26 protein-coding genes are annotated in these 24,329 nt (G+C 69.4%); 7 read left to right on the top strand and 19 right to left on the bottom strand.

The annotated features are described in order from the left end of the window. Window positions 1-63: 63 nt before the first annotated feature. The 10 genes from A3G1_RS0131745 to A3G1_RS0131700 form a co-directional block, all read right to left on the bottom strand. Window positions 64-1,317 carry a M50 family metallopeptidase gene (locus A3G1_RS0131745; RefSeq protein WP_018353534.1) on the bottom strand — a complete coding sequence of 418 codons (1,254 nt, stop codon included), beginning with the start codon at window positions 1,315-1,317 and terminating at the stop codon, window positions 64-66. An 11-nt stretch (window positions 1,318-1,328) separates the two neighbouring features. Next, a complete protein-coding gene (dxr, locus tag A3G1_RS0131740) occupies window positions 1,329-2,519 on the bottom strand; it encodes a 1-deoxy-D-xylulose-5-phosphate reductoisomerase (RefSeq protein WP_018353533.1) in 1,191 nt (396 codons plus the stop codon). A 67-nt stretch (window positions 2,520-2,586) separates the two neighbouring features. Beyond that, entirely contained in the window at window positions 2,587-3,108 is a 522-nt protein-coding gene (locus A3G1_RS0131735) for a GNAT family N-acetyltransferase (RefSeq protein ID WP_018353532.1), read from the bottom strand. A gap of 42 nt (window positions 3,109-3,150) precedes the next feature. Continuing rightward, window positions 3,151-4,125: a hypothetical protein gene (locus tag A3G1_RS0131730; RefSeq protein ID WP_018353531.1), complete on the bottom strand. Its 975-nt coding sequence runs from the start codon at window positions 4,123-4,125 to the stop codon at window positions 3,151-3,153. Continuing rightward, entirely contained in the window at window positions 4,125-4,454 is a 330-nt protein-coding gene (locus A3G1_RS0131725; protein WP_018353530.1) for a hypothetical protein, read from the bottom strand. The genes A3G1_RS0131730 and A3G1_RS0131725 overlap by 1 nt, the downstream gene beginning before the upstream one ends. Beyond that, window positions 4,448-4,978, bottom strand: coding sequence for a hypothetical protein (locus A3G1_RS0131720; RefSeq protein WP_018353529.1), 531 nt, complete (start codon window positions 4,976-4,978; stop codon window positions 4,448-4,450). Before A3G1_RS0131720 ends, A3G1_RS0131725 begins: the two co-directional genes overlap by 7 nt. Then, a complete protein-coding gene (locus A3G1_RS39280) occupies window positions 4,978-6,279 on the bottom strand; it encodes a hypothetical protein (RefSeq protein ID WP_157641548.1) in 1,302 nt (433 codons plus the stop codon). The genes A3G1_RS0131720 and A3G1_RS39280 overlap by 1 nt, the downstream gene beginning before the upstream one ends. A gap of 17 nt (window positions 6,280-6,296) precedes the next feature. Then, complete coding sequence (locus tag A3G1_RS41055) at window positions 6,297-6,944, bottom strand: hypothetical protein (protein ID WP_157641547.1); 648 nt, start codon at window positions 6,942-6,944, stop codon at window positions 6,297-6,299. A 33-nt stretch (window positions 6,945-6,977) separates the two neighbouring features. Next, window positions 6,978-8,156 (bottom strand): S8 family serine peptidase, encoded by a 1,179-nt coding sequence (locus A3G1_RS40010; RefSeq protein WP_157641546.1) that lies wholly within the window; start codon window positions 8,154-8,156, stop codon window positions 6,978-6,980. 156 nt (window positions 8,157-8,312) lie between these two features. Beyond that, window positions 8,313-9,827 carry a Rieske 2Fe-2S domain-containing protein gene (locus A3G1_RS0131700; protein WP_018353526.1) on the bottom strand — a complete coding sequence of 505 codons (1,515 nt, stop codon included), beginning with the start codon at window positions 9,825-9,827 and terminating at the stop codon, window positions 8,313-8,315. A 156-nt stretch (window positions 9,828-9,983) separates the two neighbouring features. On the opposite strand from A3G1_RS0131700, the gene A3G1_RS0131695 reads away from it, so the two are divergent. Both A3G1_RS0131695 and A3G1_RS0131690 read left to right on the top strand, forming a co-directional pair. Then, window positions 9,984-10,463, top strand: a complete 480-nt coding sequence (locus tag A3G1_RS0131695; RefSeq protein ID WP_018353525.1) for a TY-Chap domain-containing protein — start codon at window positions 9,984-9,986, stop codon at window positions 10,461-10,463. Window positions 10,464-10,511: 48 nt separating this feature from the next. Continuing rightward, a complete protein-coding gene (locus tag A3G1_RS0131690) occupies window positions 10,512-10,739 on the top strand; it encodes a DUF2631 domain-containing protein (RefSeq protein ID WP_018353524.1) in 228 nt (75 codons plus the stop codon). A gap of 67 nt (window positions 10,740-10,806) precedes the next feature. Here A3G1_RS0131690 and A3G1_RS0131685 read toward each other — a convergent pair whose 3' ends face one another. The 8 genes from A3G1_RS0131685 to A3G1_RS0131650 form a co-directional block, all read right to left on the bottom strand. After that, complete coding sequence (locus A3G1_RS0131685) at window positions 10,807-11,709, bottom strand: DivIVA domain-containing protein (protein ID WP_018353523.1); 903 nt, start codon at window positions 11,707-11,709, stop codon at window positions 10,807-10,809. Beyond that, entirely contained in the window at window positions 11,706-12,821 is a 1,116-nt protein-coding gene (gene rlmN, locus A3G1_RS0131680; RefSeq protein WP_018353522.1) for a dual-specificity RNA methyltransferase RlmN, read from the bottom strand. The genes A3G1_RS0131685 and rlmN overlap by 4 nt, the downstream gene beginning before the upstream one ends. 65 nt (window positions 12,822-12,886) lie before the next feature. Beyond that, window positions 12,887-13,945 (bottom strand): phosphatidate cytidylyltransferase, encoded by a 1,059-nt coding sequence (locus A3G1_RS37815; RefSeq protein WP_051110731.1) that lies wholly within the window; start codon window positions 13,943-13,945, stop codon window positions 12,887-12,889. Next, entirely contained in the window at window positions 13,945-14,502 is a 558-nt protein-coding gene (frr, locus tag A3G1_RS0131670; RefSeq protein ID WP_018353521.1) for a ribosome recycling factor, read from the bottom strand. Before frr ends, A3G1_RS37815 begins: the two co-directional genes overlap by 1 nt. A 52-nt stretch (window positions 14,503-14,554) precedes the next feature. Next, window positions 14,555-15,301, bottom strand: coding sequence for a UMP kinase (pyrH, locus tag A3G1_RS0131665; protein ID WP_018353520.1), 747 nt, complete (start codon window positions 15,299-15,301; stop codon window positions 14,555-14,557). Window positions 15,302-15,384: 83 nt separating this feature from the next. Beyond that, the gene (gene tsf, locus A3G1_RS0131660) at window positions 15,385-16,200 is read right to left on the bottom strand and encodes a translation elongation factor Ts (RefSeq protein WP_018353519.1); all 816 of its coding nucleotides are present in this window, start codon (window positions 16,198-16,200) and stop codon (window positions 15,385-15,387) included. Window positions 16,201-16,243: 43 nt separating this feature from the next. After that, entirely contained in the window at window positions 16,244-17,098 is an 855-nt protein-coding gene (gene rpsB / locus A3G1_RS0131655; protein WP_018353518.1) for a 30S ribosomal protein S2, read from the bottom strand. Window positions 17,099-17,382: 284 nt separating this feature from the next. Then, entirely contained in the window at window positions 17,383-18,330 is a 948-nt protein-coding gene (locus tag A3G1_RS0131650) for a hypothetical protein (RefSeq protein WP_026212716.1), read from the bottom strand. 125 nt (window positions 18,331-18,455) lie between these two features. On the opposite strand from A3G1_RS0131650, the gene A3G1_RS0131645 reads away from it, so the two are divergent. Together A3G1_RS0131645 and A3G1_RS0131640 are read left to right on the top strand one after the other, a co-directional pair. Further along, window positions 18,456-19,493, top strand: coding sequence for a DUF2332 domain-containing protein (locus A3G1_RS0131645; RefSeq protein ID WP_018353517.1), 1,038 nt, complete (start codon window positions 18,456-18,458; stop codon window positions 19,491-19,493). Beyond that, complete coding sequence (locus tag A3G1_RS0131640; protein ID WP_018353516.1) at window positions 19,490-20,656, top strand: pyridoxal phosphate-dependent aminotransferase; 1,167 nt, start codon at window positions 19,490-19,492, stop codon at window positions 20,654-20,656. Before A3G1_RS0131645 ends, A3G1_RS0131640 begins: the two co-directional genes overlap by 4 nt. A gap of 172 nt (window positions 20,657-20,828) precedes the next feature. Here the strand turns inward: A3G1_RS0131640 and A3G1_RS0131635 are convergent, their stop codons facing one another. Then, window positions 20,829-21,260: an SAV_6107 family HEPN domain-containing protein gene (locus tag A3G1_RS0131635; RefSeq protein ID WP_018353515.1), complete on the bottom strand. Its 432-nt coding sequence runs from the start codon at window positions 21,258-21,260 to the stop codon at window positions 20,829-20,831. Between the two features lie 194 nt (window positions 21,261-21,454). On the opposite strand from A3G1_RS0131635, the gene A3G1_RS0131630 reads away from it, so the two are divergent. Genes A3G1_RS0131630 through A3G1_RS0131620 form a run of 3 tightly spaced genes read left to right on the top strand, consistent with a single transcriptional unit; the run spans window position 21,455 to window position 24,329 of the window. Beyond that, a complete protein-coding gene (locus tag A3G1_RS0131630) occupies window positions 21,455-22,630 on the top strand; it encodes a hypothetical protein (RefSeq protein ID WP_026212715.1) in 1,176 nt (391 codons plus the stop codon). Between the two features lie 36 nt (window positions 22,631-22,666). Next, complete coding sequence (locus A3G1_RS0131625; RefSeq protein ID WP_018353514.1) at window positions 22,667-23,752, top strand: alpha/beta hydrolase; 1,086 nt, start codon at window positions 22,667-22,669, stop codon at window positions 23,750-23,752. Between the two features lie 19 nt (window positions 23,753-23,771). Continuing rightward, on the top strand, window positions 23,772-24,329 hold the full coding sequence (locus tag A3G1_RS0131620; protein WP_018353513.1) for a GNAT family N-acetyltransferase: 558 nt from the start codon (window positions 23,772-23,774) through the stop codon (window positions 24,327-24,329).

The following is a 24,329-nucleotide window of genomic DNA, read 5'->3' as shown; positions in this document are numbered from 1 at the left end:
CTCTCACTACTTCTCAGTTACCGCTGTTACCTGAGGTCTCATGGGTCACCCGGCCGCCCGCCGTCACCTGAGCTTGATCGGGTTGATGATGTCAGCCCCGGCCGTCAGCAGGGTGAAGCCGAGGAAGATGACGATCACGACGTACGTGAGCGGCATCAGCTTGGCGTAGTCGACCCTGCCCGGATCCGGCCTGCCGCGCCGGGCTGCCAGCCACGACCGGGCCCGCTCGAACCAGGCGATCGCGATGTGCCCGCCGTCCAGCGGCAGGAGCGGCAGCAGGTTGAAGATGCCGACGAAGATGTTGAGCGACACGAACGTCAGCGCGAACGCCCACCACAGCCCGCGCTCGGCGAACTGCCCGCCGATGTGGCTGGCGCCGATCACGCTGATCGGGGTGTCGGCGTCCCGGTCGCCGCCTGTGATGGCCTCCCAGAGCTTCGGGATCTTCTCCGGGAACTTCTTCAGCGCTTCGAACGTGCCGGTCACGATCGTGCCGTAGAACTCGGCGGACTTGCCGATGCTGTCCACCGGGCCGTACGTGACCGTCTCCGGGATGGCCGGGTCGATCCAGCCGGTCACGCCGATCGCGGAGACGGTGACCGTCGCGCCCTTCTTGGTGAGCGAGGGCCGCTGGGCCGCGATCAGGTCGAGCGTGACCTCGCGGGTCGCGCTCGCGCCCCGGTCCTTCACCGTGAAGCTCGTCTTGCCTGCCGGGTGCTCCCGGATGGCCATGACCGCGTCCATGTACGAGACGACGGGCTTGCCGGCCACCGCCACGATCGTGACGCCGTCAGCCAGGCCGACCTGCTTCGCCGGGGACACCGGGTCGCCGGCCTTGCACTCGCGGACCTCGTTGGCTGGCACGACGCACTCGAGGATCTTCATCTGCGCCGCGTTCTTGCCGGTCGCCGCGTCGGCGTAGACCGGGTTGGGCAGGCCGAAGAACAGCGCGCACATCCACAGCACGAGGAAAGCGATGATGAAGTGGGTCACCGAACCGGCGGCAAGGACGACCGTCCGCTGCCAGAGCGGCTTACGCCAGAAGACGCGCTGCTTGTCCGCCTCGGAGAGCTCTTCCTCGTCCTCCTCCAGCGGCGTCATCCCGACGATCTTCACGAACCCGCCGGCCGGGATGGCTTTCAGGCCGTACTCCGTCTCGCCGCGCCGGAAAGACCACAGGGTCGGGCCGAAACCGGCGAAGTACCGGGTGACTTTCATCCCGAACTTCTTCGCCGTCCACATATGCCCGGCTTCGTGGAGGCAGACCGCGAGAAAGATCCCGAGGGCGAACAAGATCACCCCGAGCGTGAACGCCATGAAAACCCTCTCTAGTACGCCCCGGCCAGCTCCCGGGCGCGAGCACGCGCCCAGTCCTCGGCAGCGAGCACCTCTTCGACGGTACCCGGTTCAGCGTAGCCGGGCGCTCCGTCGAGCACCCGCGCCACGGTGTCCACGATCCCCAGGTACGGCAGCCGCCCCGCCCGGAACAGCTCCACGCACTCCTCGTTGGCCGCGTTGTAGATCGCCGGACGGCACTGCCCGGCCCGCCCGGCGGCCTTCGCCAGCTCCACGGCCGGGAACGCCTCGTTGTCCAGCGGGGCCAGGGTCCACTCGTGCGAACGGGTCCAGTCGAGGGCCGCCGTGGCCCCCGGTACCCGGTCGGGCCAGCCCATCGCCAGCGCGATCGGCAGCCGCATGTCCGGCGGGGAGGCCTGCACGATCGTCGAGCCGTCCGTGAACTCCGCCATCGAGTGGATCACCGACTGCGGGTGCACCATGACCTCGATGTCGTCGTACGGCGTGCCGAACAGCTCGTGCGCCTCGATGACCTCCAGCCCCTTGTTGACCAGGGTCGCGGAGTTGATCGTGATCACCGGGCCCATGTCCCAGGTCGGATGGGCCATCGCCTGTTCGAGGGTGACATCGGCCAGCTCCTCGCGCCGCCTGCCCCGGAACGGGCCGCCGCTCGCCGTCAGGATCAGCCGCCGGACCTCGTGCGGCGCTCCGGCCCGCAGGCACTGGGCGAGCGCCGTGTGCTCGGAGTCCACCGGCACGAGCTGGCCGGGCTTGGCAGCCTTGCGGACCAGCGGGCCGCCGGCCACCAGCGACTCCTTGTTGGCGAGCGCGAGCATCCGGCCAGCCGCGAGGGCTGCGAGGGACGGGCGCAGGCCGATCGAGCCGGTCATCCCGTTGAGCACCAGGTCGCAGGGGTGCGCGGCCAGCTCGGTCATCGCCTCCGGCCCGGCGAGGATCCGGGGGATCCTGAACTGGCCCTGCGCGTAGCCCCGCCGCTGCGCCTCCGCGTAGAACGCGAGCTGGAGATCCTGCACCACGCTCGACCTGGCGACGGCCACCACCTCGACCCCGAGACTGAGCGCCTGCTCGGCGAGCAGGCCGACACTGCCACCGCCAGCGCCCAGGCCGACCACCCGGAACTTGTCCGGGTTGGCCCGGACGACGTCGATCGCCTGAGTGCCGATGGAACCAGTGGAGCCGAGGAGGACGAGGTCGCGGGTCACCGCGCCATTCTCCCTGACCCCGGTTCGGTGCCGGGCAGGCGGGGACCACTCACCGGAACATTCCGGGTCACCTGGTGATGCGGAAACCCTCGAGTTCCAGGCCGTACCACTGCGATGTCCGGCCGAGTGCCGTCATGCCGAGCCGTTCGCACACCCGGATCGACGCGGTGTTCGGCGGGTGGACGACGGCGTAGATGTCGTCGAGGCCCTCGGCGAAACCCTTCTCGATCGCGCCGCGCGCCGCCTCCGTCGCGTACCCGTTACCCCACGAGTCGGGGTGGAAGTGCCAGCCGACCTCGACCTCGCCTCTCCCGGTACCGGCGTCGTCCGGCAACGGCACGAGCAGCACCGTACCCGCGACCACGCCATCGGCCCGCTCGACGGCCCAGATCCCGAACCGGGGATCGGCGGAGCGCTCGTGCCACCGGGCGAGCGTCCGCAGGGCCTGAGCCGGCTCGGTCATCACCTGCGGCGTGGCGCCGAGGTACTGGACGACGTCCATCCTGGAGTACATGTCGAAGAGCCGCTCGGCGTCGGGCTCTGCCCACGGGCGGACGGTCAGCCGCTCAGTACGGAAAACGACGGTCATGGGGCCAGCTTGCCACCGGGAACTGCTGGTCGTCACCCGTCACTATTCGTCGTCATACGGGGTATGTTCGGCGACCTGGCCCGTGAACCCGATGCCAGCCTGCGTGACGGCGGGCGCATATGTGTACGGGTCGGTCACGTAGTTCCGCACGCCCTTCTGCGCCGAGTACCCGCTGGTGTACTGGCCCCCTTCCGTCCGTCCTCGGAAGCCCTGCCGGACTTTCTGCATCGTGCCCTTGCCGTGCAGCTTGTTGATGAGCTTTTCGAGCCGCTGCATCAGCTTGACGACCCAGGCGAGTTTGTGCGCGGCCTGCGTCATGACCTGACCGGCCCGGGTATGCGTCGCGACCGCGGCGGCTGCGGTCGAGGCGCCACCGGTGACCGCTGCGGCGTTGAGGGCCGCGACCCAGGTGAAGTACAACCATTCCACCAGTGTGGACATCAGGCCGATTAGGAACTGCTGCGCGAATTCCATAATGGACTTCATGAGGACGAGTGCCGCAGTCATGAGCCGCACGTCGTCGGCCAGTGTGGCGACGCCCTCAGCGAGACTGGTGAAACTCTCCTGCGCCTTGTCCGCCGCATTACCCTGCCAGCCGAGCAGCCCGGCCTCGGCGAGCTGCCCGATCTCGGCAGCCAGCGGCACCAGCGCGTCACCGACCCTGTTCCACTGCTGAATGTCCTCGTCCATCTTGCGCGGACTACCGGTCACCCAGCCCAGTGCGTCATTCAGCGGATCGACCACAGCCACGAGGAACGACAGCCCGGCGTTGATCAGGGCGTTCAGGGGATCAGCCATGTAGGCGGCGACCGTGAAACCCGCATCGGCGACCGCCGAGGCGATGTCGTCGATTTCCTTCCAGCTCTCGTCGTCGGCAGAACTCGATTTCGCGTACCCGCGCACGAGCGGCGAGACAACCGGGACGTCTTTCGTCGCACCGAAACTGAAGTGCCCGGCCCTGATCCGGTCGTCGGACGGCTGGTCGTTCGTCACGTCGCTGTCGGGAGCCTCACCCATTACCGGTCACGCTCCAGCTTCGTCGCGAGCCCCTGCAAAGCCTCGGCGATCGCCTGCTCGGAACGCTTGTACGCGGCACTCGTCTTGCCAAGCGTGTCCGACCGATCCTGCAAGGCCTTGGCCAGCTCCCGCAGTTGCCCGAACACCGCCGCAGCCTGCTTCTCGTACCCCGGCTCGAAATGGCGCTGCCCCAGCAGGCCCCATGTGCCGTCGGCCGGATCCGCGCGCACGGCGAGCTTGATGATCTCCGCTGCCCGGCGCTTCAGCTCCGTCACCTGGTCGCGGCAGGCATCCAGCTGCCCGGCGTCAACCCCAAACCCTCTCACCATCGCGTACCTGCCATCAGCCGCTCCGCCGCGTGCTTCGTCGCCAGCCTGGCGGCAGCCATGATCCGCTCCGGCAGCCCCGGCCCCAGCGCCGCCTCCGCCAGCACCACGCGCTCCAGCGTCACGCCCCGGACATGCACCGTGATGCCACCATGCTCGACAACAGTCACCTGACCGCCCAGCTGTGCGGCCTGCTGCCGATGCCGCTCCGCATGCCCGAGCAGCTCAGCGACCTCGGGAATATCGGTATCCGGCGGCTCCAGCTGCCCAGGACCCGCACCTGGCAACGCCGCCCGTTCGCCGACGACCGCCTGAGCGGCACGCAACGCGTCACTGATCAATGTGGACAGTGCGGCCGCACTCAGGCCAGCAGAGTTGACCTGGATCCCCAGCAGTACGCCAGCCGGGCCGGCCGTCACGGCCACTTCCCCGCCCTCGGACAGCACAGTGACAGCGGTGGCACCGAACACCCGCGCGTACTCAGCGGCCCGCTCGGCCAGCGTCTCGCTACCAGGCTGGCCAGCCATCAGGACTCCACGTCCCGGCGGACGATCCGCAGCACCTCCATGCCCTCGGGCCAGTCGGACACCGGTTCCTCCACCTTGCCGAGGACAGCCGGGGCGATCTCCTCGTCATCGCCGCCCCAGATGCTCTTGTCCTCCTTGAGCCACGTGGAGTACTCCCCCTCGTCCGCACCCGTACCCTGCGCGGGCCCGAGGCCACCGACAGCCATCGCGGGCGCTCCGCTCCGGCCCTGCCCGGCAGTACCCTGAAAACCCCGCAACGCCTGCCGCCCGGTCACCTGACGCCCCAGCCCGCCGCCACCCGGCACCATCAATCCGCCACCAGCCGGGAACCCCGGACCGCCACCGCCACCGGGTGCCCCCGCACCACCCGTGAACGGCCACGAACCCCCGATCCCACCTGGCGAACCCGGCGAACCCAGCCCCGGCAAGCCCGGGCTCAACCCAGCCAGCCCCGAGCCACGCTCCACCGGGTCCACACCGCTCCCCGGCCCCAGCCCGCCGCTCGGCGCGACCCGGTGATCCCCGAGATGCTCCCAGCCCTTGTTCCACGCCTCGGGGTTGTTCGGGCCGGTCACCTTCGCGCCGCCCTCACTCCCCGTACCCCGCCACGGGCTGTACCCATTCAATGGCCCAACCCCGGCCCCACCGTCAGCCTCCAACCCGGCCCCAGCACCGGAGAAACCCCCGTAACCACCAGCACCAGCGCCCTGGGGGCCAACGGCGCTGTGGTCAGCTTGCCGACCAGTCCGGCTTTCCGCTTCACCCGGCGCACGGTTCTTAACGTCTTGGTACTCCCGATTCACCTTCTCGTATGCGGCTTTGGCTTCAGCCTTGACGTTGGTCAGCATGGAACTCACCGTGTCGGCCATCCCGCCTACGAACTTGACTGCTGGGTTGACACCGCTCTGAGTAAGAAAGTCCCCGGTCAGCTTGATCTCGCAGAAGCTCGGGCCGAACTTGATGGACCCGTTCCGGGCTGCCAACAAGTCGCCAACCATGCCTGCCGGAACGGGCATCTCATGCTGTGCCTTACTCAGCTTTCCGGCCGCTTCGTTCAGGGAGCCGACGATGCCCGCGCCCTTCTTCGCCTGCTCCATCAGGTCGCCAAGGCGCTTGGCGATGCCCAGCATGTGCTTCTTGTATGCCTCGAACGCCGGGCCGCTCCAGAACGAGGACAGGTCGTCAATGTCCTGCTCCAACGTGGCCTTTACCTCGCCAACCTGCTTGAGTACCTGCTCCCACCCGAGCGCCGCACTCTTCACGTCCGCTGGCCGGCCCGCGATGACCACGTGCTCGACCATCGTGCTCCAGTCCAGCCTCATCGCCGCGCCTCCAGGTCGTGCTGGCTGTTCTTCTGCTCGTTCAGAACCTGCTGCATCTGTTCACCGGTCATGCGATTCCGCTCCTCCGTCGTCCGATAGTTCTCGACGACCTTGCCCAGCGCGTCGTGAGCGTCGTACAGGTCCTCGGCAACGCCACGCAGTCCGGAGTGGAAGCTGCTGTACAGCTCATCGTGTTTCGTCTTCAACGCCTTCGCTTCGGGAAACTCACCGAGGCTGGATGAACCATCCGACACTCGCCCGTCCAATAAGGCTTTGATATCCGCCATACCGTGACTGAGTCTCACAATGAAGTCGCCATTGTCCAGTAGCCAGCGCTGAGCATCCGCGATCGACCGCAGGTCGTATTGGACACGACCGCCAGCCGGCGAAGCAAAGTTGAGCGAATCCGGAACCTTTGCGGCGGCAACGCTCCGGTTCTCGCCGTCAACAGCTGCCATCCCATAGCCGGGTACCATGACGGGAACCGTTCCCGACGCACCCTCCGGCTGACTGCCATCTCGGCCAACATGGACTATCGAGCCGTCTTTGAGTGTCAGTTCCCAGGTGTTCTCGTCAATCCGGCGCGAGGAACGAACCTGGTCAGCGATTTCCGCCATAGTCTGCGGCGGCTTGGCGTCGCCCATTGCTGATCTCCCCATGTGTGAAGTTGTGGATTACTACCTAGCTGAAGGTCCGTACCCAGGCGGTATGAGCGCCCGCTGGGCAAGCTGTCTACGGCGAGCTCGGCGATTAGCTCGGACAAGAACAAAGAGCACGAGGGCAACCAGGAGAACTACGCCTGCCAGTAGGGGCCCCATAATCCGCCATTTGATCGAAACTCCGATCTGGGGTTCCTTGGGGGCAGACTTGGCCGCAGCCTGCGTTTTGACTGGCTGCGTGCTCAGTGGGTTTACGCCGACGTCTGGGATAGCCGCAGTCAGCGATGTCACCGGGTCAATAATTCCGAATCCCGAAGAGTCGTCCCGGCCAGGTCTTCCTACATCCTTGACCGTGCGGACGATCCTATTGATGACGCTTGCCGGGGCCGCAGTGGGGAACTTCGCTCGAATCAACGCCGCTTGCCCGGACACGATGGCCGCCGCGTTACTAGTTCCGCTCGAACTTCCATATCCGGTAGCAGAACGACGGTCAGTCGATACAATCGACGCTCCAGGCGCCACCACTGCAACCTCGGGACCCGACACCGACCCTGACCACATCGCCCCGGATCTGGAAATCCCGCCCACAGTAAGAACACCTGGAACTCGCCCAAGCGAGGTCACTCGGGTGTCACCTTGGTCCTTGTTACCACTTGCCGCGACAACAAGAGAGCCCTTGGCCATTGCGTACTCCGCTGCAGCACGTTCGTCGGCCGTGGCCTCGGCTTGGCCGCCCAGAGAGATGCTAATGACGTGTGCTCCATGGTCAGCAGCCCAGCGGATCCCCTGTGCTGTCCCTTCACTCGTTCCTGAACGTCCGAGGGCTATTGGCAGCACTTTGGCTCGGGGTGCGACACCTAGGACGTGTTCGTCGCCACCGCCACGACCGACAATCAGACCTGCCATCGCGGTGCCGTGGCCGTCGGGGTCTGTGCGGCCGTCGGGGGTGGTGTCGGGGCCGATGCCCTTGCCGGGAAGTACCTGGCCCTGGAGGTCGGGGTGGGTGGCGTCGACTCCGGAGTCGATCACGGCGACGATGACGCCCTCGCCCTGGCTGATCGTGTGCGCCTGGGGGATCTTCAGGTAGTCGAGGTGCCAGGACAGGCTCCGGATGGTGTCCGCCTGTGCTGCTGTGGGTACGGCCAGGAGGGCCGTGGTTGCCAGTACGCCGACCGTTGCGAGCCGTTTTGCCAGCACGTGTCCAGCCCCTTCGTCACACACCGCATCTCTGTGGACACAGTAGTGGAGATAGGCAAGTTTCGCTGACCCGGAACTGTCCCGTTGTGGACAAAAAGGAGCCCCCACTCTCCACAAGGGAGGATGAGGGCTTCCGGGGGCGGTACGAGAGAGAAGTTATTCGGCTTTGGAGGAGCGGATCTCGTGGCCGGCGCTGGTGATGCACTTGCCGGAGCCGAGGTTCCACTTCCAGCCGTGCATCTGGCAGGTCAGCACGCCGTCCTCGACCTTGCCGAACCGGCCCAGGTCCGCCTTGAGGTGCGGGCAGCGGCGCTGGACCGTCCAGCCGTCGAGGTCGATGTCCTCGGCGTCGGGCTTCTGCTCGGCGTACCAGCCCTCGGCGTAGTTGATCCGCTCCTCGGAGAGGCACTTGAAGAAGGCGTACACGAACTCGTTGTACTGGCCGATCCGGGCCGCCGAGAACCGGCAGGACAGGAACAGGCTGTTGACCCAGTCGCCCTCGTCGATGTGGATGAGGTGCTCGATGAGGCGGCGCTCGGTACGGAACCGGTAGCGCACCTTCTCGTCGGCCGCGATCCGGATCTCGTTGGCCGGGAAGTCGAAGACGATGCTCTCGACGACCTCCTCGGAGTCGGTGCCGAGCAGGTCGAAGCGGACCGGCCCGCCGATGCCGCCGGCGATGTACTCCGACTCTTCCATGATCGGCTCGATCCGGCGCTTCAGCTCGGCGAGCACGTCGATCTCGGGGTGCGACCAGGTGGCCTTCTCGGCCTCGAGCGCCGGGCGCTTGCGTTCGGCCAGGTCACGCAGGTACTCCGCCTTGCTGGCGAAGAACTCGCGCACGTCGGGTACAGGATGAGAGGTCTTGACGTCGTCCGTGCTGACGTCGGAGACGGAGCCGGGGAGCAGCAGCACGCCGTTGTCGTAGCCCAGGCCGGCGATGTGGTCGAGGAAGACCTGCTGGTCGGGGAAGATGTTGCCCTCGTCGCCGTGGATGTCGTTGAACTGCCAGAGCTTGTCGTCGAGGAAGCACGGCGGGCCGGCGATCGGGAAGACGTAGGAGGCCTTGAGGTCGTCGATGTAGCGGACCGTCCGGTCGAACTGGCGCTCGCGCTTCTGCTTGCCGAAGGCCGTCTTGGCGGCGTGGGGCAGTTCGTAGACCATCGGGTACCAGATCGCGCCCGAGAACTGGAGCAGGTGCGCGTGCACGTGGCCCAGCTCGGCGAAGCGGGACAGGTCGGTCGGGCGGGCGTCGTTCTGGTTGAGCAGCCGGACGCCGTCGTACTCCACCCAGATCGAGGAGTCGCCGATCGGCCCGTCGGTCGGGGACGTCAGCGCCTGGATCATGATCTTGAGGCCGCCGTCGAGCTCGTGCACCTCGTCGCTGACCGTGCGGAGGAACGACGTGAAGCCCAGCTCGCGCAGCTCGTCCTCGAGCTGCGACGTCGGGTACTCCGGCAGCAGGACGGTCGCCTTCTTCGAGATCCGGTCCCGGAGGAACGCGGCGTCGAAGTGGTCGCGGTGCAAGTGGGAGACGAAGAGGTAGTCGGGCTTGCCCAGCCGGTCCCAGTCGAGCGGCTCGTTGTCGGGGAACGGGAACCATGACCCGAAATAGGCGGGATTGACCCAGGGGTCGCACAGGATGCTGCCCGCGCCGGTCTCGATGAACATGCCCGCATGACCGGTTCCGGTGACCCGCACTGCCCTTACCTCCTGGTTTCCGCGATCATCGCTGCCACGTCCATGACCGTCTAGACGCTACCCGAAGGAGGCCACCCGCCTGCCCGCGGACTATTCAGGCGATACGTCCGGCCGTACCCTGCAGTCATGACGCAGACCTGGGACGAGTTCACCAGCGACCTGTCGGCGGCGCTCGCGGCGCTCGGGGAGTACAGCGTCCTCGTCCTGGCCAGCCGGGCCGAGCGGGCCAACATCGTGCAGTTCGTCCGGGACGAGGACAAGGACCTGCTCGCCGACGTGCCGGGCAACGCCCACCGGCCCGGGCATCTCGCCTTCACACCCGGCGACGAGGCCCTCCTGCGATCACTCGGATGGCACATGCCCGCCAGGCTGTTCGCGCGCCGTACCCAGCGGAACTGGAGCCTGGGCACGCCGGGCGACCCGGGCCCGGAGGACTTCCGCGCCCTCGCGTCCGCCGCCGTCGAGACGCTGCGCCAGGTGCACGGCGTCGCGGCACCGGAGCTTGTGGAGTACGAGGCCCACCACTCTCACACCGGCGCTCCGATCGAGCTCGCGAGCCTCCACATTCCCCGGTCAGTTCCTCGGGCTGCCGACACCGGGCAGTGATCGGCATGCCACACTGAACCCGACCGCAGCAAAGGAAAGGACACGAACGTGGCTGGCAGCTCCGAACCGGTGACCGCGCCGGACCAGCACAAGCCGACGAACCTCAAGCTCGCCCGGCTCGGCGGCACCATCACGATCGTCGTGCTGCTGGTGATGATGATCGGCAACCACGAGGGCCGGGTCGAGGACCTGTGGCTCGGCGCACTCGCCGCCCTCCTCGCCATCATCATGATCGGCGACTGGCTGCTCCGGAAGAACGGCCTCAAGTCGAACTGACCGGCTGACAAGCAGAAAGAAGGGGAGCCCGCAGTAGCGGGCTCCCCTTCTTCGTCGCTTGTCCTGGCTACCGGCGGCCGCGGGCCAGCAGGTCGCGGACCTCTTTCAGCGCGCCGTCGACGTCAGCCTCGAAATACCCGCCCTGGACCAGGCTGAACTGGGCCGGGTCGAGTTCGCCGTCGGCGACCGGCACGGAGGACCGGCCGGTCATGAAGGCCATCACCCCGTCGAAGAGCCGGTCGACCTGGGCCGGATCGTAGCCGCTGCCGAACCGGCGCGGCTGGAAGGTCCGGCGCAGCGCGTCGACCTTGGCCACCTCGTCCGGCGTGTACGCGCCGTCGACGGCCCGGATCTCACCGGTCATGTCGGCGCGGCCGTGACGGCCCTGCGCGTCGTACCCGCCGCTGTTGTAGCTGGTCACATCCGGCCGGCTGTACTCGGGGCGGGACGGCGGCGGCACCGGGGGCGCGGCTGGCACCGGCGGCGGCACGGGCGGGCCGGCCTGGCCGGGCTGCGGCACGCTCGGGAAACCCTGGGTCGGGAAGTCCTCCCGGACGGGCGGCTGGGCGGCCGGCGGCGGGAAGCCGCCGGGCTGCTGCTGCTCGAAGCCCTGCGGCGGCCCGGCAGGCCGGTCGAAGCCGGGGGCCGGTGGCGCCGGTGGCATCTCGCGAGGCGGCATCGGCTGCGGGGCCAGTCGCTGCTCGACCCGCTGGTAGAGGCCGCCGCGCTCCTCGAGCTCGGCGAGCTGGCGCTCCACCCGGTCGAGGTGCAGGTCGACCTGCCACTCGTCATACCCGCCGAAGCGCACGCCGAACATCACGTCGTGGACTTCCTGCGCGGTCACCGGGCTGCCCTGCGCCTCTCCGTTGAGAGTCGCCTCCACCCGGTCGAGGAACTTGTCGACCTCGACCACCTTGTAGCCGCGGCGCAGCGCCCTGCGACGGAACCGCTGACCACCCTGACTCGTCACTCATCCACCTCCGCAGCAGCGAGCTGCCCACATGCCCCGTCGATCTCACGGCCTCGCGTGTCCCGGACTGTAGTCGGCACACCGGCCGCCCGCAGTCTCCGGACAAATTCCCGCTCCACCGGCTTGGGGCTCGCATCCCACTTGCTGCCAGGTGTGGGGTTGAGCGGGATCAGGTTCACATGCGCCAGCCGACCAGACAGTAGCCTGCCGAGCAGGTCGGCACGCCACGGCTGATCGTTCATATCTCTGATCATCGCGTACTCGATGGAGACGCGGCGACCCGTACGTGCGGCATACTCCCATGCCGCGTCAAGAACCTCGGCGACCTTCCACCGCTGGTTCACCGGGACGAGCTCGTCGCGCAGCTCGTCGTCCGGCGCGTGCAGGGACAGTGCCAGGGTGACCTGGAGGCCCTCAGCCGCGAGCTTGCGCATCGCTGGCACCAGGCCGACGGTGGAGACCGTGACGTGCCGCTGGGACAGGCCCAGCCCCTCGGGCGCGGGGTCGGTGATCCGGCGGACCGCGTCGATCACCCGCTGGTAGTTGGCCATCGGCTCGCCCATGCCCATGAACACCACGTTCGACAGGCGGGTCGGCTCGCCGCCCAGTGAGCCGCTGGCAGCCGAGCGGGCCGCGTCGACGACCTGGTCGACGATCTCGGCCGTGGACAGGTTCCTCGTGAGGCCCGCCTGGCCGGTGGCGCAGAACGGGCAGGCCATGCCGCAGCCGGCCTGTGACGAGATGCACACGGTCGCCCGGTCGGCGTAGCCCATCAGGACGCTCTCCACGAGGGAGCCGTCGTGCAGGCGCCAGAGGGTCTTCTGGGTGGTGCCGTCGTCGGTGGCCAGCCTGCGGGCCGGCGTGAGCAGCGGCGGGAACAGCTCCGCCGCCAGCCGGTCGCGGACCTTGGCCGGGATGTCGGTCATCTGACCGATGTCGTTGACCAGGCGGCCGAAGTAGTGGCTGGAGAGCTGGTTCGCGCGGAACGCCTTCTCGCCGAGCGCCTCGACGGCGGCACGGCGAGCGGCCAGGTCAAGGTCGGCGAGATGGCGTGACGGCAGGCCACGGCGGGCTGTGCCGCGTGGCTCCGAAAGCAGAGGCAGGGTCGTCATGACAAAAGCTAGTGTCCCACGTCAGTCACGCCGGGACCGCCCCAGCCGGGATGAGCCGGGCCACTTCACACCGTCGGAGCCGCGAACACGCTCAGCAACATGTACCCGAGGGGTGCTGCTACGAGCAGGGAGTCCAGCCGGTCCATCACGCCGCCGTGGCCGGGGAGCAGCGTGCCCATGTCCTTGATGCCGAGGTCACGTTTCAGTAACGACTCGGCGAGGTCTCCGAGGGTCGATCCGGCGGCCAGGAGCACGCCGAAGATGATGCCTGACCACCACGGAGCGTCGAGCATGAAGTACAGCATCAGGGAGCCGCCGACGGCGCAGGCGAGCACGGAGCCGCCGAAGCCCTCCCAGGACTTCTTCGGGCTCACGGTCGGGGCCATCGGATGCTTGCCGAACAGGACACCGGCGATGTAACCGCCCGTGTCGGACAGCACGACCGCCGCGACGACGGCCACCACGCGCAGCGCCCCGTCCTCGGGACGGAGCAGCAGGACGAAGAACGAGCCCAGGAACGGCACGTACGCGGCTACGAGGGCCGCTGACGTCGTCGCCCGCTGGTAACCGGGCGGGCCGTCCGCGATCCGCCACACCGCCGCCGCGAAAATGGTCAGCAGCAGGCCGATCACGAGGGCTGGCAGCCCGCCGTACCAGGCTAGGCCGATCATGAGCACGCCGCCGGCCGCGAGCGGGGTGAACGGCGGGCGCCGCGGGCCCTCGCCCAGGGCGCGGACCAGTTCCCAGATGCCGATCAGTACTGCGGCTGCCAGCAGGAACAGCGCGCCTTCCCGCTGGACGAACAGTGAGGCCACCACGAGCGAGCCGAGCCCGACGCCGACGCCGATCGCGGCCGGCAGGTTCCGGCCGGCCTTGGAAGCCTTCGGCTGAGGAGCCTCGGGCACCGCCACAGGCTCAGGCTCGGGAGCGTGTTCCTGTGGCAGGTGGAACGGGTCGAACTCGTCCTCGGCCTGGCTCCACCGGGGCTCCGGGGCCTGGTCCGGGGTCGTGGTGTCCCACGCCTGGTCCATCCAGCCTGGGTGATCGTCTTCCGGGGCCTGGGCGGCGCGCTCACGGCGTGAGGCACGCCCGCCCTGGTCCGCGAAGGGGTCGAAGTCCGTCATCAGACTTCGAGGAGCTCGGCTTCCTTGTGCTTGAGGAGCTCGTCGACCTGCGCGACGTACTTGGCCGTCAGCGCGTCCAGCTCCTTCTCCGCCCGCTTGACCTCGTCCTCGCCGGCCTCGCCGTCCTTCTGGATCCGGCCGAGCTCGTCGTTGGCCTTGCGGCGGACGTTGCGCACCGCGACCTTGGAGTCCTCGCCCTTCTGCCGGGCGATCTTGATCATGTCCCGGCGGCGTTCCTCGGTCATGGGCGGGATGTTGATCCGGATCTGGGTGCCCTCGTTGTTCGGGTTCACGCCCAGGTCCGAGTCGCGGATCGCCCGCTCGATGTTGCCGAGCTGACCGGCGTCGTACGGCTTGATGATCACCATGCGGGCCTCGGGCACGCCGATCGAGGCCATCTGCGGCAGCGGGGTGGGCGTGCCGTAGTAGTCGATGACGATCTTGGAGAACATCGCGGCGCTCGCCCGGCCCGTGCGGATCGCGGCGAACTCCTGCTTGGCGTGCTCGATTGCCGAATCCATCTTCTCCTCGGCCTCGAGGAGTGTCTCGTCGATCACCTGGCTCGCGTCTCCTTAAAGAATGTGTGGCTGGCTGCTAGCAGAGCTGGACTCAGGCCGAAGCCGACGTGATCAGGGTGCCGATCCGCTCGCCGCCGACCGCCTTGACGATGATGTCGTCGCCCTCGGCCCCGAACACCAGCATCGGGAGGCGGTTCTCCATGCACAGGCTGAACGCGGCGGCGTCGACCACCCGCAGGCCACGGCTGAGCGCCTCCTCGAAGGAGAGGGTATCGAGCTTCACGGCGTCGGGGTTGGTCCGCGGGTCGGCGGTGTAGACGCCGTCGACACCGTGCTTGCTCATCAGCACCGCGTCCGCGCCGATCTCCAGCGCCCGCTGGGCCGAGACGGTGTCGGTGGAGAAGAACGGCATGCCGGCACCGGCGCCGAAGATCACGACCCGGCCCTTCTCCAGGTGCCGGATCGCCCGGCGCGGGATGTAGGACTCGGCGACCTGCGCCATGTGGATCGCGGTCTGTACCCGGGTGTCGATGCCCTCCTTCTCCAGGAAGTCCTGGAGGGCCAGGCAGTTCATGACGGTGGCCAGCATGCCCATGTAGTCGGCACGCGGCCGGTCCATGCCGCGCTTCTGCAGTTCGGCGCCCCGGAAGAAGTTGCCGCCGCCGACCACCACGGCGACCTGCACGCCCTTGTCGGTGACGACCTTGGCGATCTGCCGCGCGATACCCGAGACGACATCCGGGTCCACGCCGACGGCCCCGCCACCGAACATCTCGCCGGACAGCTTCAGCACGACCCGGCGGTACTTGATCGTCTCGGTCTCAGTCATCTGCGGCATACCTCCCGGGTCCATGATTCCCTACGTGCGAAGGGGCCGCAGCGGCGCGTCCAAACACACCACCGCGGCCCCGTAAAACGTGCTTAGGCCTGCCCGACCTCGAGGCGGACGAACCGGGTCACGGTCACGCCGGCGTCCTTGAGGACCTGGGCGACCGTCTTCTTCGAGTCGACGACCGAAGCCTGCTCGGTCAGCACGACGTCCTTGAAGAAGCCGTTGACCCGGCCCTCGACGATCTTCGGCAGCGCGGCCTCCGGCTTGCCCTCCTCGCGGGAGGTCTGCTCGGCGATCCGGCGCTCCGACTCGACGATCTCGGCCGGCACCTCGTCACGGGTGACGTACTTCGGCCGCATCGCCGCGATCTGCATCGCGGCGCCCCGGGCGGCGTCGATGTCGTCACCGGTGAACTCGACCATGACGCCGACGGCCGGCGGCAGGTCGGCGGCCTTGCGGTGCATGTACACCGCGGTCTGGCCGTCCAGGACGGCGAACCGGTTCAGGACCAGCTTCTCGCCGATCTTGGCCGACTCCTCCTGGACCAGGTCGGCGACCTTCTTGCCACCGAGCTCGGAGGCGAGCAGGGCGTCGATGTCGGCCGGCTTGACCGCGGCGACGTGCTCGACCAGCGCCTGGGCCAGCTCGATGAACGCGCCGTTCTTCGCGACGAAGTCCGTCTCGCAGTTGAGCTCGAGCAGGGCGTTGCCGGACTGGGCGACCAGGCCGTTGGCCGCGGTACGGCCGGCGCGCTTGCCGACGTCCTTGGCACCCTTGATCCGCAGGATCTCGACAGCCTTGTCGAAGTCGCCAGCGGACTCCTCGAGGGCCTTCTTGCAGTCCATCATGCCGGCACCGGTCAGGTCGCGGAGCTTCTTGACATCCGCAGCGGTGTAGTTAGACATGGTTCTCTCTCTGACTGTGAGTGAGCGAAAGTGGAGGTCAGGACTACTCGGCGGCCGGGGCCTCGGCCTCAGCGGCGGGCGCCTCGGGGGCGGCTGCGGCCTCACCCTCGGCGGTCTTGCCGGCCAGCAGCTCCTGCTCCCACTCGGCGAGCGGCTCGTCGCCGGCGACAACGCCCGGCTCCGGCTTCTCGTCCTTGCCACCCTTGCCGGCGCGGGCCATGAGGCCGGCGGCGACACCGTCGGCGACCACGCGGGTCAGCAGCGCGGCGGAACGGATCGCGTCGTCGTTACCCGGGATCGGGAAGTCGACCTCGTCCGGGTCGCAGTTGGTGTCGAGGATCGCGATGACCGGGATGTTCAGCTTGCGGGCCTCGTCGACGGCGATGTGCTCCTTCTTCGTGTCGACGATCCACACCGCGGCCGGGAGCTTCTGCATGTCCCGCAGGCCACCGAGGGTGCGGGTCAGCTTGTCCTTCTCACGCGAGAGGGTGAGGAGCTCCTTCTTGGTCAGGCCGGTCGCGCCCTGACCCGTCTGCTCCATCGCCTCGAGCTCCTTCATGCGCTGGAGCCGCTTGTAGATGGTCTGGAAGTTGGTGAGCATGCCACCGAGCCAGCGGTGGTTCACGTACGGCATGCCGACGCGGGTGGCCTGCTCGGCGATGGCCTCCTGGGCCTGCTTCTTGGTGCCGACGAACAGGATGGTGCCACCGGAGGCGACGGTGTTCTTGATGTGCGTGTAGGCCTTCTCGATGTAGTCGAGGCTCTGACGCAGGTCGATGATGTAGATGCCGTTGCGGTCCGTGAGGATGTACCGCTTCATCTTCGGGTTCCAGCGCCGGGTCTGGTGACCGAAGTGCACGCCGCTCTCGAGGAGCTGACGCATCGTGACGACTGCCACGGTGTCTCCTTGTGTTGTTCCCTGGTTGTGCCCCGGCAGGTGCCGGGGCCCTAGCGCCTGGTCGCCGGCCTGTCGGACCGCGAGCGGAATCCCGCTTCGCGGACCAGGGGGCCGTCGCCGCACCTGACGTGCGGAGGGCGCGCGAGGTCGGCCGCATGGGCAGCCGCCAGAAGGAAGTCTACGGTGCGGGCAGGTCAGCAGCGAAATCGGGCTGGACAGGCCCGGAGACCCGCCCAGCCCGACACGAAAACCGCAAACCTTTTACCTGTGTACCCGCTGCGCGGTCACCCGGTCGCGAGCGCCGCCCCGAGCAGCAGCGTCAGCCCGATGACCAGGTAGGCCAGCGGGGTACGCAGGAGGACCCGGGCTCCGAGCTTCTCCCCGGCCCGCCCGGCCCCGGTGATCAGGCCGTACATCCCGGCGGCCAGGGCCGGCAGGCCCAGCAGGAGCAGCGTGCCGGCCACGACGCTCGACGGCGGGGTCGTGCCCTTGGTGGTCAGCGCGCCGACCAGCAGGACGAGGGCCGGGATCGAGAACACCGCCGCGATGACGGCCAGGCCGATGCCGACGATCGGGCGGCGGGTGCGGTACACGCCGTCGCCGTCGGCCGAGGGCTCGGCCTGGGGGCGGCGCGGGGGGACGACCTCGGTCGCGTACGGCTGCTGCGGCGCGGCGGGTGCCGGGGCCTGCTGCTCGTACTGCGGCTGCTGCGGCGCGCTGACCAGCGGGATGCGGCTGGTCGGCGGGTCGAAGGGCCGCTCGGGCTCGGCCTGCGGCGGTACGGGAGCCATCGGCGCCGGGCCGGTGCTGCGCTGCGGCTTCAGCTGCGGGATGCGCTCGGCTTCCCGGCGGACCGAGCCTCCGGCCGTGGCCGGCTCCGGCTGGTACGCGGTGGCGCCGCTGTCGTAGCCGGAGCCTGAGGTGGGGCGCTCGGCCGGGTAGGCCTGCGGGGCGTCGTAGGCCTGCGGGGCCGGCGGCGCGTCGGAGTACCGGCCGGCGGGCGGCTCGGTGCGGGCCTCGCCCCAGCCGGTGCCGGGCTCGGGGCGGGGCTCGCCCCAGGACTGCTGGTTGCCGCGCGGCTCGGGTACCCGGTAGCCCTCGGGTTCGGGCTGTCCGGCGGGACCGGCCGGGCCGCGGTAGTCGGGGCGCGGGGCGTCCCAGGCCGCGGCGGGTCGTTCGGGCCGCTCTTCCGGGTACCAGCGCTCGTCGGGGTAGTTCCGTTGTCCGTCCACGACTTGGGACCGTAGGCGACGATGCGGGGGTGCCGCTACCGCCCGGTACCAAATGGTGGGTTTTGCGAAAGACAGTGACCCAGGTCGCTGCGCGAACGGGCGGCACGGCCGCAAGCTTTCGTGCCATGACGGATCTTCGTGCGGCCTTCCTGCTCGGCGCCGAGCGGGAGTTCGACGGCTCCTCGCCGACCTACGCCCTGCTCGCCCGGGTGATCGCCGAGCGGCCCGAGCTGGCCTCTCCCCTGCTGAGCGCGCCGGAGCCGCTGCGGCGGCCACTCCTGTTGTTCGGCGCGGTGCAGTACGCGCTGCGGACGACGGCTGCCGGTCATCCGCTCGCTGGCTACTACCCGGCGCTGGGCGGGACGGCCTCGCCGGGCGCCGGGCTGGTGGACGCGTTCACGGACCTGGTGAAGACGCACTGGGACGTGCTCAGCGGGCTGTGCGCGCGGCGGACCACGCAGACGAACGAGGTGCGGCGCGCCGCCCAGCTCCGCCCGGCTTTCGGCTACGCGGCGAGCCTGGCCGGCGACCGGCCGCTGAGCCTGGTCGAGCTGGGCACGTCGGCGGGTGTCCTGCTGGTCCCCGACCTGACGGAACAGGAGACGGAACTGCGTGGCCCCGAGCCCGGCTACCTCGACCGTGACCTGCGGATCGGCGGCCGGACCGGCATCGACCTGGCCCCGGTCCGGCCCGGGGACACCGAGGGCGAGACCTGGCTGCGGGCCTGCGTCTGGCCCGAGCACACCGAGCGGCTGGCCCGGCTCGACGCGGCACTGGCCACGCGCGCGACGGCCGATATCACCTGGATCGCCGGTGACATGGTCGACGCCGTCCCCGGCGCGATCGGCGCTGTGCCCGGCGATCACCTGCCAGTCGTGTTCGCGTCGAACGCGGTCTGTTACCTGGACGAGCCGGCCCGGCTCGTCCAGGCGCTCGCCGCGACCGGACGCGACCTCGTGCTGATCCTGAACGAGGCGCCCCCGGCCGGCCTGGCGCTCCTGACCGATGACCCGGTGCCGTTCGACGCGCCCGGCGTCCTGGTCAGCGCCGAGATCAGCGGCGGGCAGCTCGTCAGGGCCCGGGCGCTGGCCGGTACCGGGGCGCACGGGGCGTGGCTCGACTGGGGTCCGAAGGCCCTGAATCCCCGTACACTCCCGGTATGACCGACCCCGCAGCCGATCCGCTCATCGCGCGGATGCGCCCGTTCGGCACGACGATCTTCGCGGAGATGTCCGCGCTGGCCGCCCGGACGGGCGCGGTCAACCTCGGACAGGGCTTCCCGGACACCGACGGTCCACAGGAGATGCTCGACGCAGCCGTCTCGGCCATCCACAGTGGATACAACCAGTACCCGCCGGGGCCGGGTCAGCCGGTGCTGCGGCAGGCGATCGCCGACCACCAGCGCCGGTTCTGGGGCCTGGAGTACGACCCGGACGGCGAGGTGCTGGTCACGGCGGGTGCGACGGAGGCCATCGCTGCGAGCATCCTCGCGCTGTGCGAGAGCGGCGACGAGGTGGTGTGCTTCGAGCCGTACTACGACTCGTACGCGGCCTCGATCGCGCTGGCCGGTGCCGTGCGCAGGCCGGTGACGCTCCGGGCCGGCGAGGACGGCTACTCCTTCGACCCGGACGAGTTGCGGGCGGCTTTCGGGCCGCGTACCCGGCTGCTCCTGCTCAACACCCCGCACAACCCGACCGGCAAGGTCTTCACCCGCGAGGAACTGGCCCTCATCGCGGAACTCTGCGCGGAACACGACGTCACCGCGCTCTGCGACGAGGTCTACGAGCACCTGGTCTTCGACGGCGAGCACCTGCCGCTGGCCGCCTTCCCCGGCATGCGTGATCGCACGTTGCAGATCTCGTCGGCGGGAAAGACCTTCTCGTGTACCGGCTGGAAGGTCGGCTGGGTCTGCGGCCCGGCCCGGCTGGTATCGGCCGTACTGCGGGTCAAGCAGTTCCTCACGTTCGTGAACGCCGGCCCCTTCCAGCCCGCCGTCGCCGTGGCCCTCGCCCTGCCAGACAGCTACTACACCGGCTTCCGCGCCGAGCTGCTCGCGAAGCGGGACGCGCTGTCGGCGGGCCTGGCCAAGGCCGGCTTCGGTGTGCTCCCAGCCGAGGGCACGTACTTCGTCACGGCCGACATCAGGCCGCTCGGCGGCGTCGACGGGCTCGACTTCTGCCGTTCCCTCCCGGAACGCAGCGGCGTGGTCGCCGTCCCGGCCCAGGTCTTCTACGACGACCAGTCGGCGGGCCGGCATCTGATCCGCTTCGCCTACTGCAAGCGCCCCGAGGTGCTCACCGAAGCAGTAAACCGGCTGGCTGGGTAGTGCCGGACTGTCTCTGGTTGGGTCAACTGCGGAGTATCCGGCTGAGGATGGTTCTGGGGGCGGGGGCCGTGTCCGCAAGGGTGGACACGGCCCCCGCCGCTCCCAAGGCGCGTCTCGCGCCGTGCGCCGGGCTGCCCTCCCCAGAGAGCCCGGTGGCTGAGGTTCTGACGACTTAGGCCGCCTGGCCGAGGATGCCGGCCGAGCGGTACGTGATGGACAGCGCGTCCGCGACGACGGCGATGAAACGCTCGGCGTCGAGCAGCAGCGTGGCCGCTTCCTCCGCCGTGACCACGCCCGGCACGCCCGCCTCGGCGACGGCACGGCGGCGTGCGCCTGCGGCGAAGAGTGACGCCCAGTCCGTGAGCTCCGGAGCGACCTGGCTGAGGAGGCCCCAGACGCTGGTGGGGCGGCCGCGGCCACCGGGGGCCGGCCGGGCCCTGGCCGCCAGGATCGCGGCGGCGGCGCGCAGGGCCGCCAGGTGGGCGGTGGCGTAGCGCTCCTCGGCTGTCTTCGCGGCGGCTGCCTCGGCCAGCCCGCGACGGGCCACAGCGAACAGTTCGAGAGGGGTGCGGTGGGGGAAGGCGTGCGCCGGGATGGTCAGCATGCGAGGCTCCTTATCGAACTAATGTTCGAACAAGCGCACAGTAACGCGTCCGGCACCCAGGCAGCAAGCCCCATTCCGGGCACCGCACGTGACGGAAGGGATAAAGCTGGCTCTATGCCGCGCACGGCGAACACCGGCTGTCATGGAGATCACTTTCCGGCGAGCACGCCGAACGCGGCTCTTACAGTGGTCGCATGTCCCTGACCGCCACATCGACGCTCGTTGCGGCCTTCGTGCTCACCGCCGCCGTGATCGTCTCCACCTCGCTGCTCTGGCGGCGGTGGCCCCGGCGGGGCAGGCTGGTCCTTCGCACTCTGTCGCTTCTGCTCAGCCAGGCGATGGTGCTGGTGTCCGCCGGACTGGTGTTCAACACGTCCGAGCAGCTGTACCCGACGCTCGAGACGCTGATCAGCCCGCCGAAGAAGAAGCAGCAGCCCGTGGTGGCAGAGGGCGTGTCCAGCGGCGGGCTCGACGAGTGGCTCAAGGCCCGCTCGCAGCAGGGCAGCCGGGCCGGGCTGGCCTTCCCCTGGCAGCCGGCCGGCGGCGGGAACTGGCCGCTGGCCGAGCACCCGGTCGTCAGCCTGCCGCCGCAGTACTTCAGCCAGGTGAGCAGCCGGTTCCCCGTGATCGTGGTTGTCGCTGCGCCCGGGGTCACGCCGGCGGCGGGCGGCTGGGCCGATGCCAGGGTCACCGGGCGGCAGGCCGACCCGGCGATCGTGGTCTTCGTCCGGTCCAAGGCCGCCGACCAGGCGAGCGTGAGGCTGCTCGGTACGGAACTGCCGGTCGAGCTGACCCGGGACCTGCGCGCGCTGACCGACCGGTGGAGCGTGGTCGGGGTCGGCAAGCACGCGGCAGGGGGGCTGGAACTGGTCACGAGGCACCCCGAGCGGTACCGGGCTGCGGCGGCGCTGCTGCCCTCAGCTCCCGGGGAGCTGGCCGGGCCGGGCAAGGCACTGACGGCCGCGCACAAGCCGCTGGCCGTGTTCATGCCGCAGGGCGCCCAGCCACCGGCCGGGCTGCCGACACCCCCGGTGTATCCGTCAGCCGTACCGACGGGGAGCGTCCCGCCGACGAGCGCCGCGCCGGCGACGAGTGCCGCGAGCCGGCCGCCGACGAGCCGGGCTGGTGGCAGGGCGACTGCCTCCGCAGGTACCCAGAAAGAGAAAGAACCAGAAGCGGGCAAGGAGCCGATCGTGGCGGCACTGCGGTGGGCCACAGCGCAGCTGCCCGCGCCGCTGGACCCGGCACAGACCGCAGGGAAGGTCAGTCATTCGACCCTGCCGCCGAGCATCCCGCCGCCCCTGCCCACCCCGAGCGTGACCGCGCCGCCGGCCACGCCGACGAAGCCGGGCACGACGCCCCGGCCATAAAGTCAGCCGCCCCGGAACTGTGGAGTCACCCCTACCGTGAGCCCGACCAGCACCAGCCTGCTCTACATCTGCCTCGGCGCTGCCGTCGCCGCGAGCACGTTCGCGGCCTGGGCATGGGCGCGCAACCGGAGATTCCGGTGGCTCGTCCGGCCAGCCCTGCTGACACTGTGCTCCCTGACCGCGCTGGCTGTCGTCGGCGTGCTGGTCAACCGGATCCTGTTCCTCTACCCCACCTGGGACGCGCTGCTCGGCCAGGACGCCAAGGCCGCCGCCGCGCCGCCAGTCCCCCGGGACGACGACGGGGTGCCGATCGCGGCGAAGCCCGGCGCGAGCCGGATGGACGTGTTCAACCCGCCGGTCGGCAAGTCCGGGGTGAGCCTGCCGGTGTACGTGTACCTGCCGCCCGGCTACGACCAGTCGCCGAACATGCGATACCCGGTGATCACGGCGTACTCCGGCTTCCCGGGCACCCCGCAGACCTGGATCATCTCCGAGGTGCAGGCGCAGGCCACGCTGGACAAGGAGATCCGGGAACACCGGATGGCCCCGACGATCGTGATCTGGCCGGTACACCACCCCGACCCCAAGATCGACAGCCAGTGCGTGGACGCCGTCGGCGGGCCGCAGTTCGAGACGTACCTGACCGTGGACGTGCGCAACGCGGTGATCAGCAGGTACCGCGCGCGGACCGAAGCCGCGGCCTGGGGCATCATCGGCTTCTCGCTCGGCGGGTACTGCGCGGTGAACCACACGATGCGGCACCCCGACAAGTACAGGGTGGCCGCCTCGCTGGCCGGGTACTTCACCACGATGCCCGGCGGCCCCGGCGGCAACCAGGACCTCTTCCGGGGCAACGAGCAGCTGCGCAAGGAACACGCCCCGCTGTGGCGTATCCAGAACCTGCCGGTCCCGGACATGGACCTCTGGTACGGCGCGCCGCTCGACGACACCCGGTCGGTCAGCAACATCAGGGAGTTCGGGGCGCTCGTGAAGGCCCCGATGCGGCTGACCACCGAGTTCATCCCGAAGGGCGGGCACACGCTGGCCCCCTGGGTGATCCTCATCCCGGGAGCCTTCGACTGGATGTCCTCCCGGCTGGCCGCTCCCCAGACCTTGTCGTGATCCGCCAAGATGTGTAGTCGTGCCGCTCATTAGCTGGGGACCCGACGACCTGATCCGCCGCCTCGACGACGTCCTCGGGGTGTACGGGGCGGCCATGTCCTACCCGGCCGACCTGATCCTGACCCGCCGGACCTTCGTCGCCGGGCACACCCGCCGGCCGGGCTTCCGGGCCGTCGCGACCGTGGACGACAACGACGGGACGCTCCTCGGCTTCGGCTACGGGTACCAGTCCTCGCCGGGACAGTGGTGGCACGAGCAGGTGAAGGGCGCCCTGAGCCAGCCGGACTACACCGGCTGGCTGGGCGACTGCTTCGAACTCGTCGAACTGCACGTCGCGCCGGGAGCCCAGGGGCACGGCACCGGGTACCAGCAGCTCACCGCCCTGCTGTCCGGGCTTCCACAGCGGACGGTGCTGCTGTCCACACCGGAGGTACCCCGCGAGGCCTCCCGGGCCTGGCGGCTCTACCGCCGGGTCGGCTTCCGCGACGTGCTGCGCGACTTCCACTTCCCGGGGGACGAGCGGCCGTTCGCGGTACTGGGCCGGACCCTCCCGCTGGAGCTTTCCTCGGAGGTTTAG

Source organism: Longispora albida DSM 44784 (assembly GCF_000379825.1).
Lineage (GTDB): Bacteria > Actinomycetota > Actinomycetes > Mycobacteriales > Micromonosporaceae > Longispora > Longispora albida.
The sequence above is the reverse complement of the archived record's forward strand: the minus strand, read 5'-3'. Positions and strand labels throughout refer to the sequence as shown.

Excerpts from the sequence above, each read along its gene's own strand:
- A3G1_RS0131645 (WP_018353517.1), top strand. The coding sequence starts at position 18,456 with ATGACGGATCTTCGTGCGGCCTTCCTGCTCGGCGCCGAGCGGGAGTTC.
- pyrH (WP_018353520.1), bottom strand. The coding sequence starts at position 15,301 with ATGCCGCAGATGACTGAGACCGAGACGATCAAGTACCGCCGGGTCGTG.
- A3G1_RS0131700 (WP_018353526.1), bottom strand. The coding sequence starts at position 9,827 with ATGTTCATCGAGACCGGCGCGGGCAGCATCCTGTGCGACCCCTGGGTC.
- rlmN (WP_018353522.1), bottom strand. The coding sequence starts at position 12,821 with ATGACGACCCTGCCTCTGCTTTCGGAGCCACGCGGCACAGCCCGCCGT.
- tsf (WP_018353519.1), bottom strand. The coding sequence starts at position 16,200 with ATGTCTAACTACACCGCTGCGGATGTCAAGAAGCTCCGCGACCTGACC.
- A3G1_RS0131720 (WP_018353529.1), bottom strand. The coding sequence starts at position 4,978 with ATGGCTGGCCAGCCTGGTAGCGAGACGCTGGCCGAGCGGGCCGCTGAG.
- A3G1_RS0131640 (WP_018353516.1), top strand. The coding sequence starts at position 19,490 with ATGACCGACCCCGCAGCCGATCCGCTCATCGCGCGGATGCGCCCGTTC.
- A3G1_RS0131695 (WP_018353525.1), top strand. The coding sequence starts at position 9,984 with ATGACGCAGACCTGGGACGAGTTCACCAGCGACCTGTCGGCGGCGCTC.
- A3G1_RS0131725 (WP_018353530.1), bottom strand. The coding sequence starts at position 4,454 with ATGGTGAGAGGGTTTGGGGTTGACGCCGGGCAGCTGGATGCCTGCCGC.
- A3G1_RS0131730 (WP_018353531.1), bottom strand. The coding sequence starts at position 4,125 with ATGGGTGAGGCTCCCGACAGCGACGTGACGAACGACCAGCCGTCCGAC.
- A3G1_RS41055 (WP_157641547.1), bottom strand. The coding sequence starts at position 6,944 with ATGGGCGACGCCAAGCCGCCGCAGACTATGGCGGAAATCGCTGACCAG.
- A3G1_RS0131630 (WP_026212715.1), top strand. The coding sequence starts at position 21,455 with ATGTCCCTGACCGCCACATCGACGCTCGTTGCGGCCTTCGTGCTCACC.
- A3G1_RS0131735 (WP_018353532.1), bottom strand. The coding sequence starts at position 3,108 with ATGACCGTCGTTTTCCGTACTGAGCGGCTGACCGTCCGCCCGTGGGCA.
- A3G1_RS37815 (WP_051110731.1), bottom strand. The coding sequence starts at position 13,945 with ATGACGGACTTCGACCCCTTCGCGGACCAGGGCGGGCGTGCCTCACGC.
- A3G1_RS0131745 (WP_018353534.1), bottom strand. The coding sequence starts at position 1,317 with ATGGCGTTCACGCTCGGGGTGATCTTGTTCGCCCTCGGGATCTTTCTC.
- A3G1_RS39280 (WP_157641548.1), bottom strand. The coding sequence starts at position 6,279 with ATGGTCGAGCACGTGGTCATCGCGGGCCGGCCAGCGGACGTGAAGAGT.
- A3G1_RS0131635 (WP_018353515.1), bottom strand. The coding sequence starts at position 21,260 with ATGCTGACCATCCCGGCGCACGCCTTCCCCCACCGCACCCCTCTCGAA.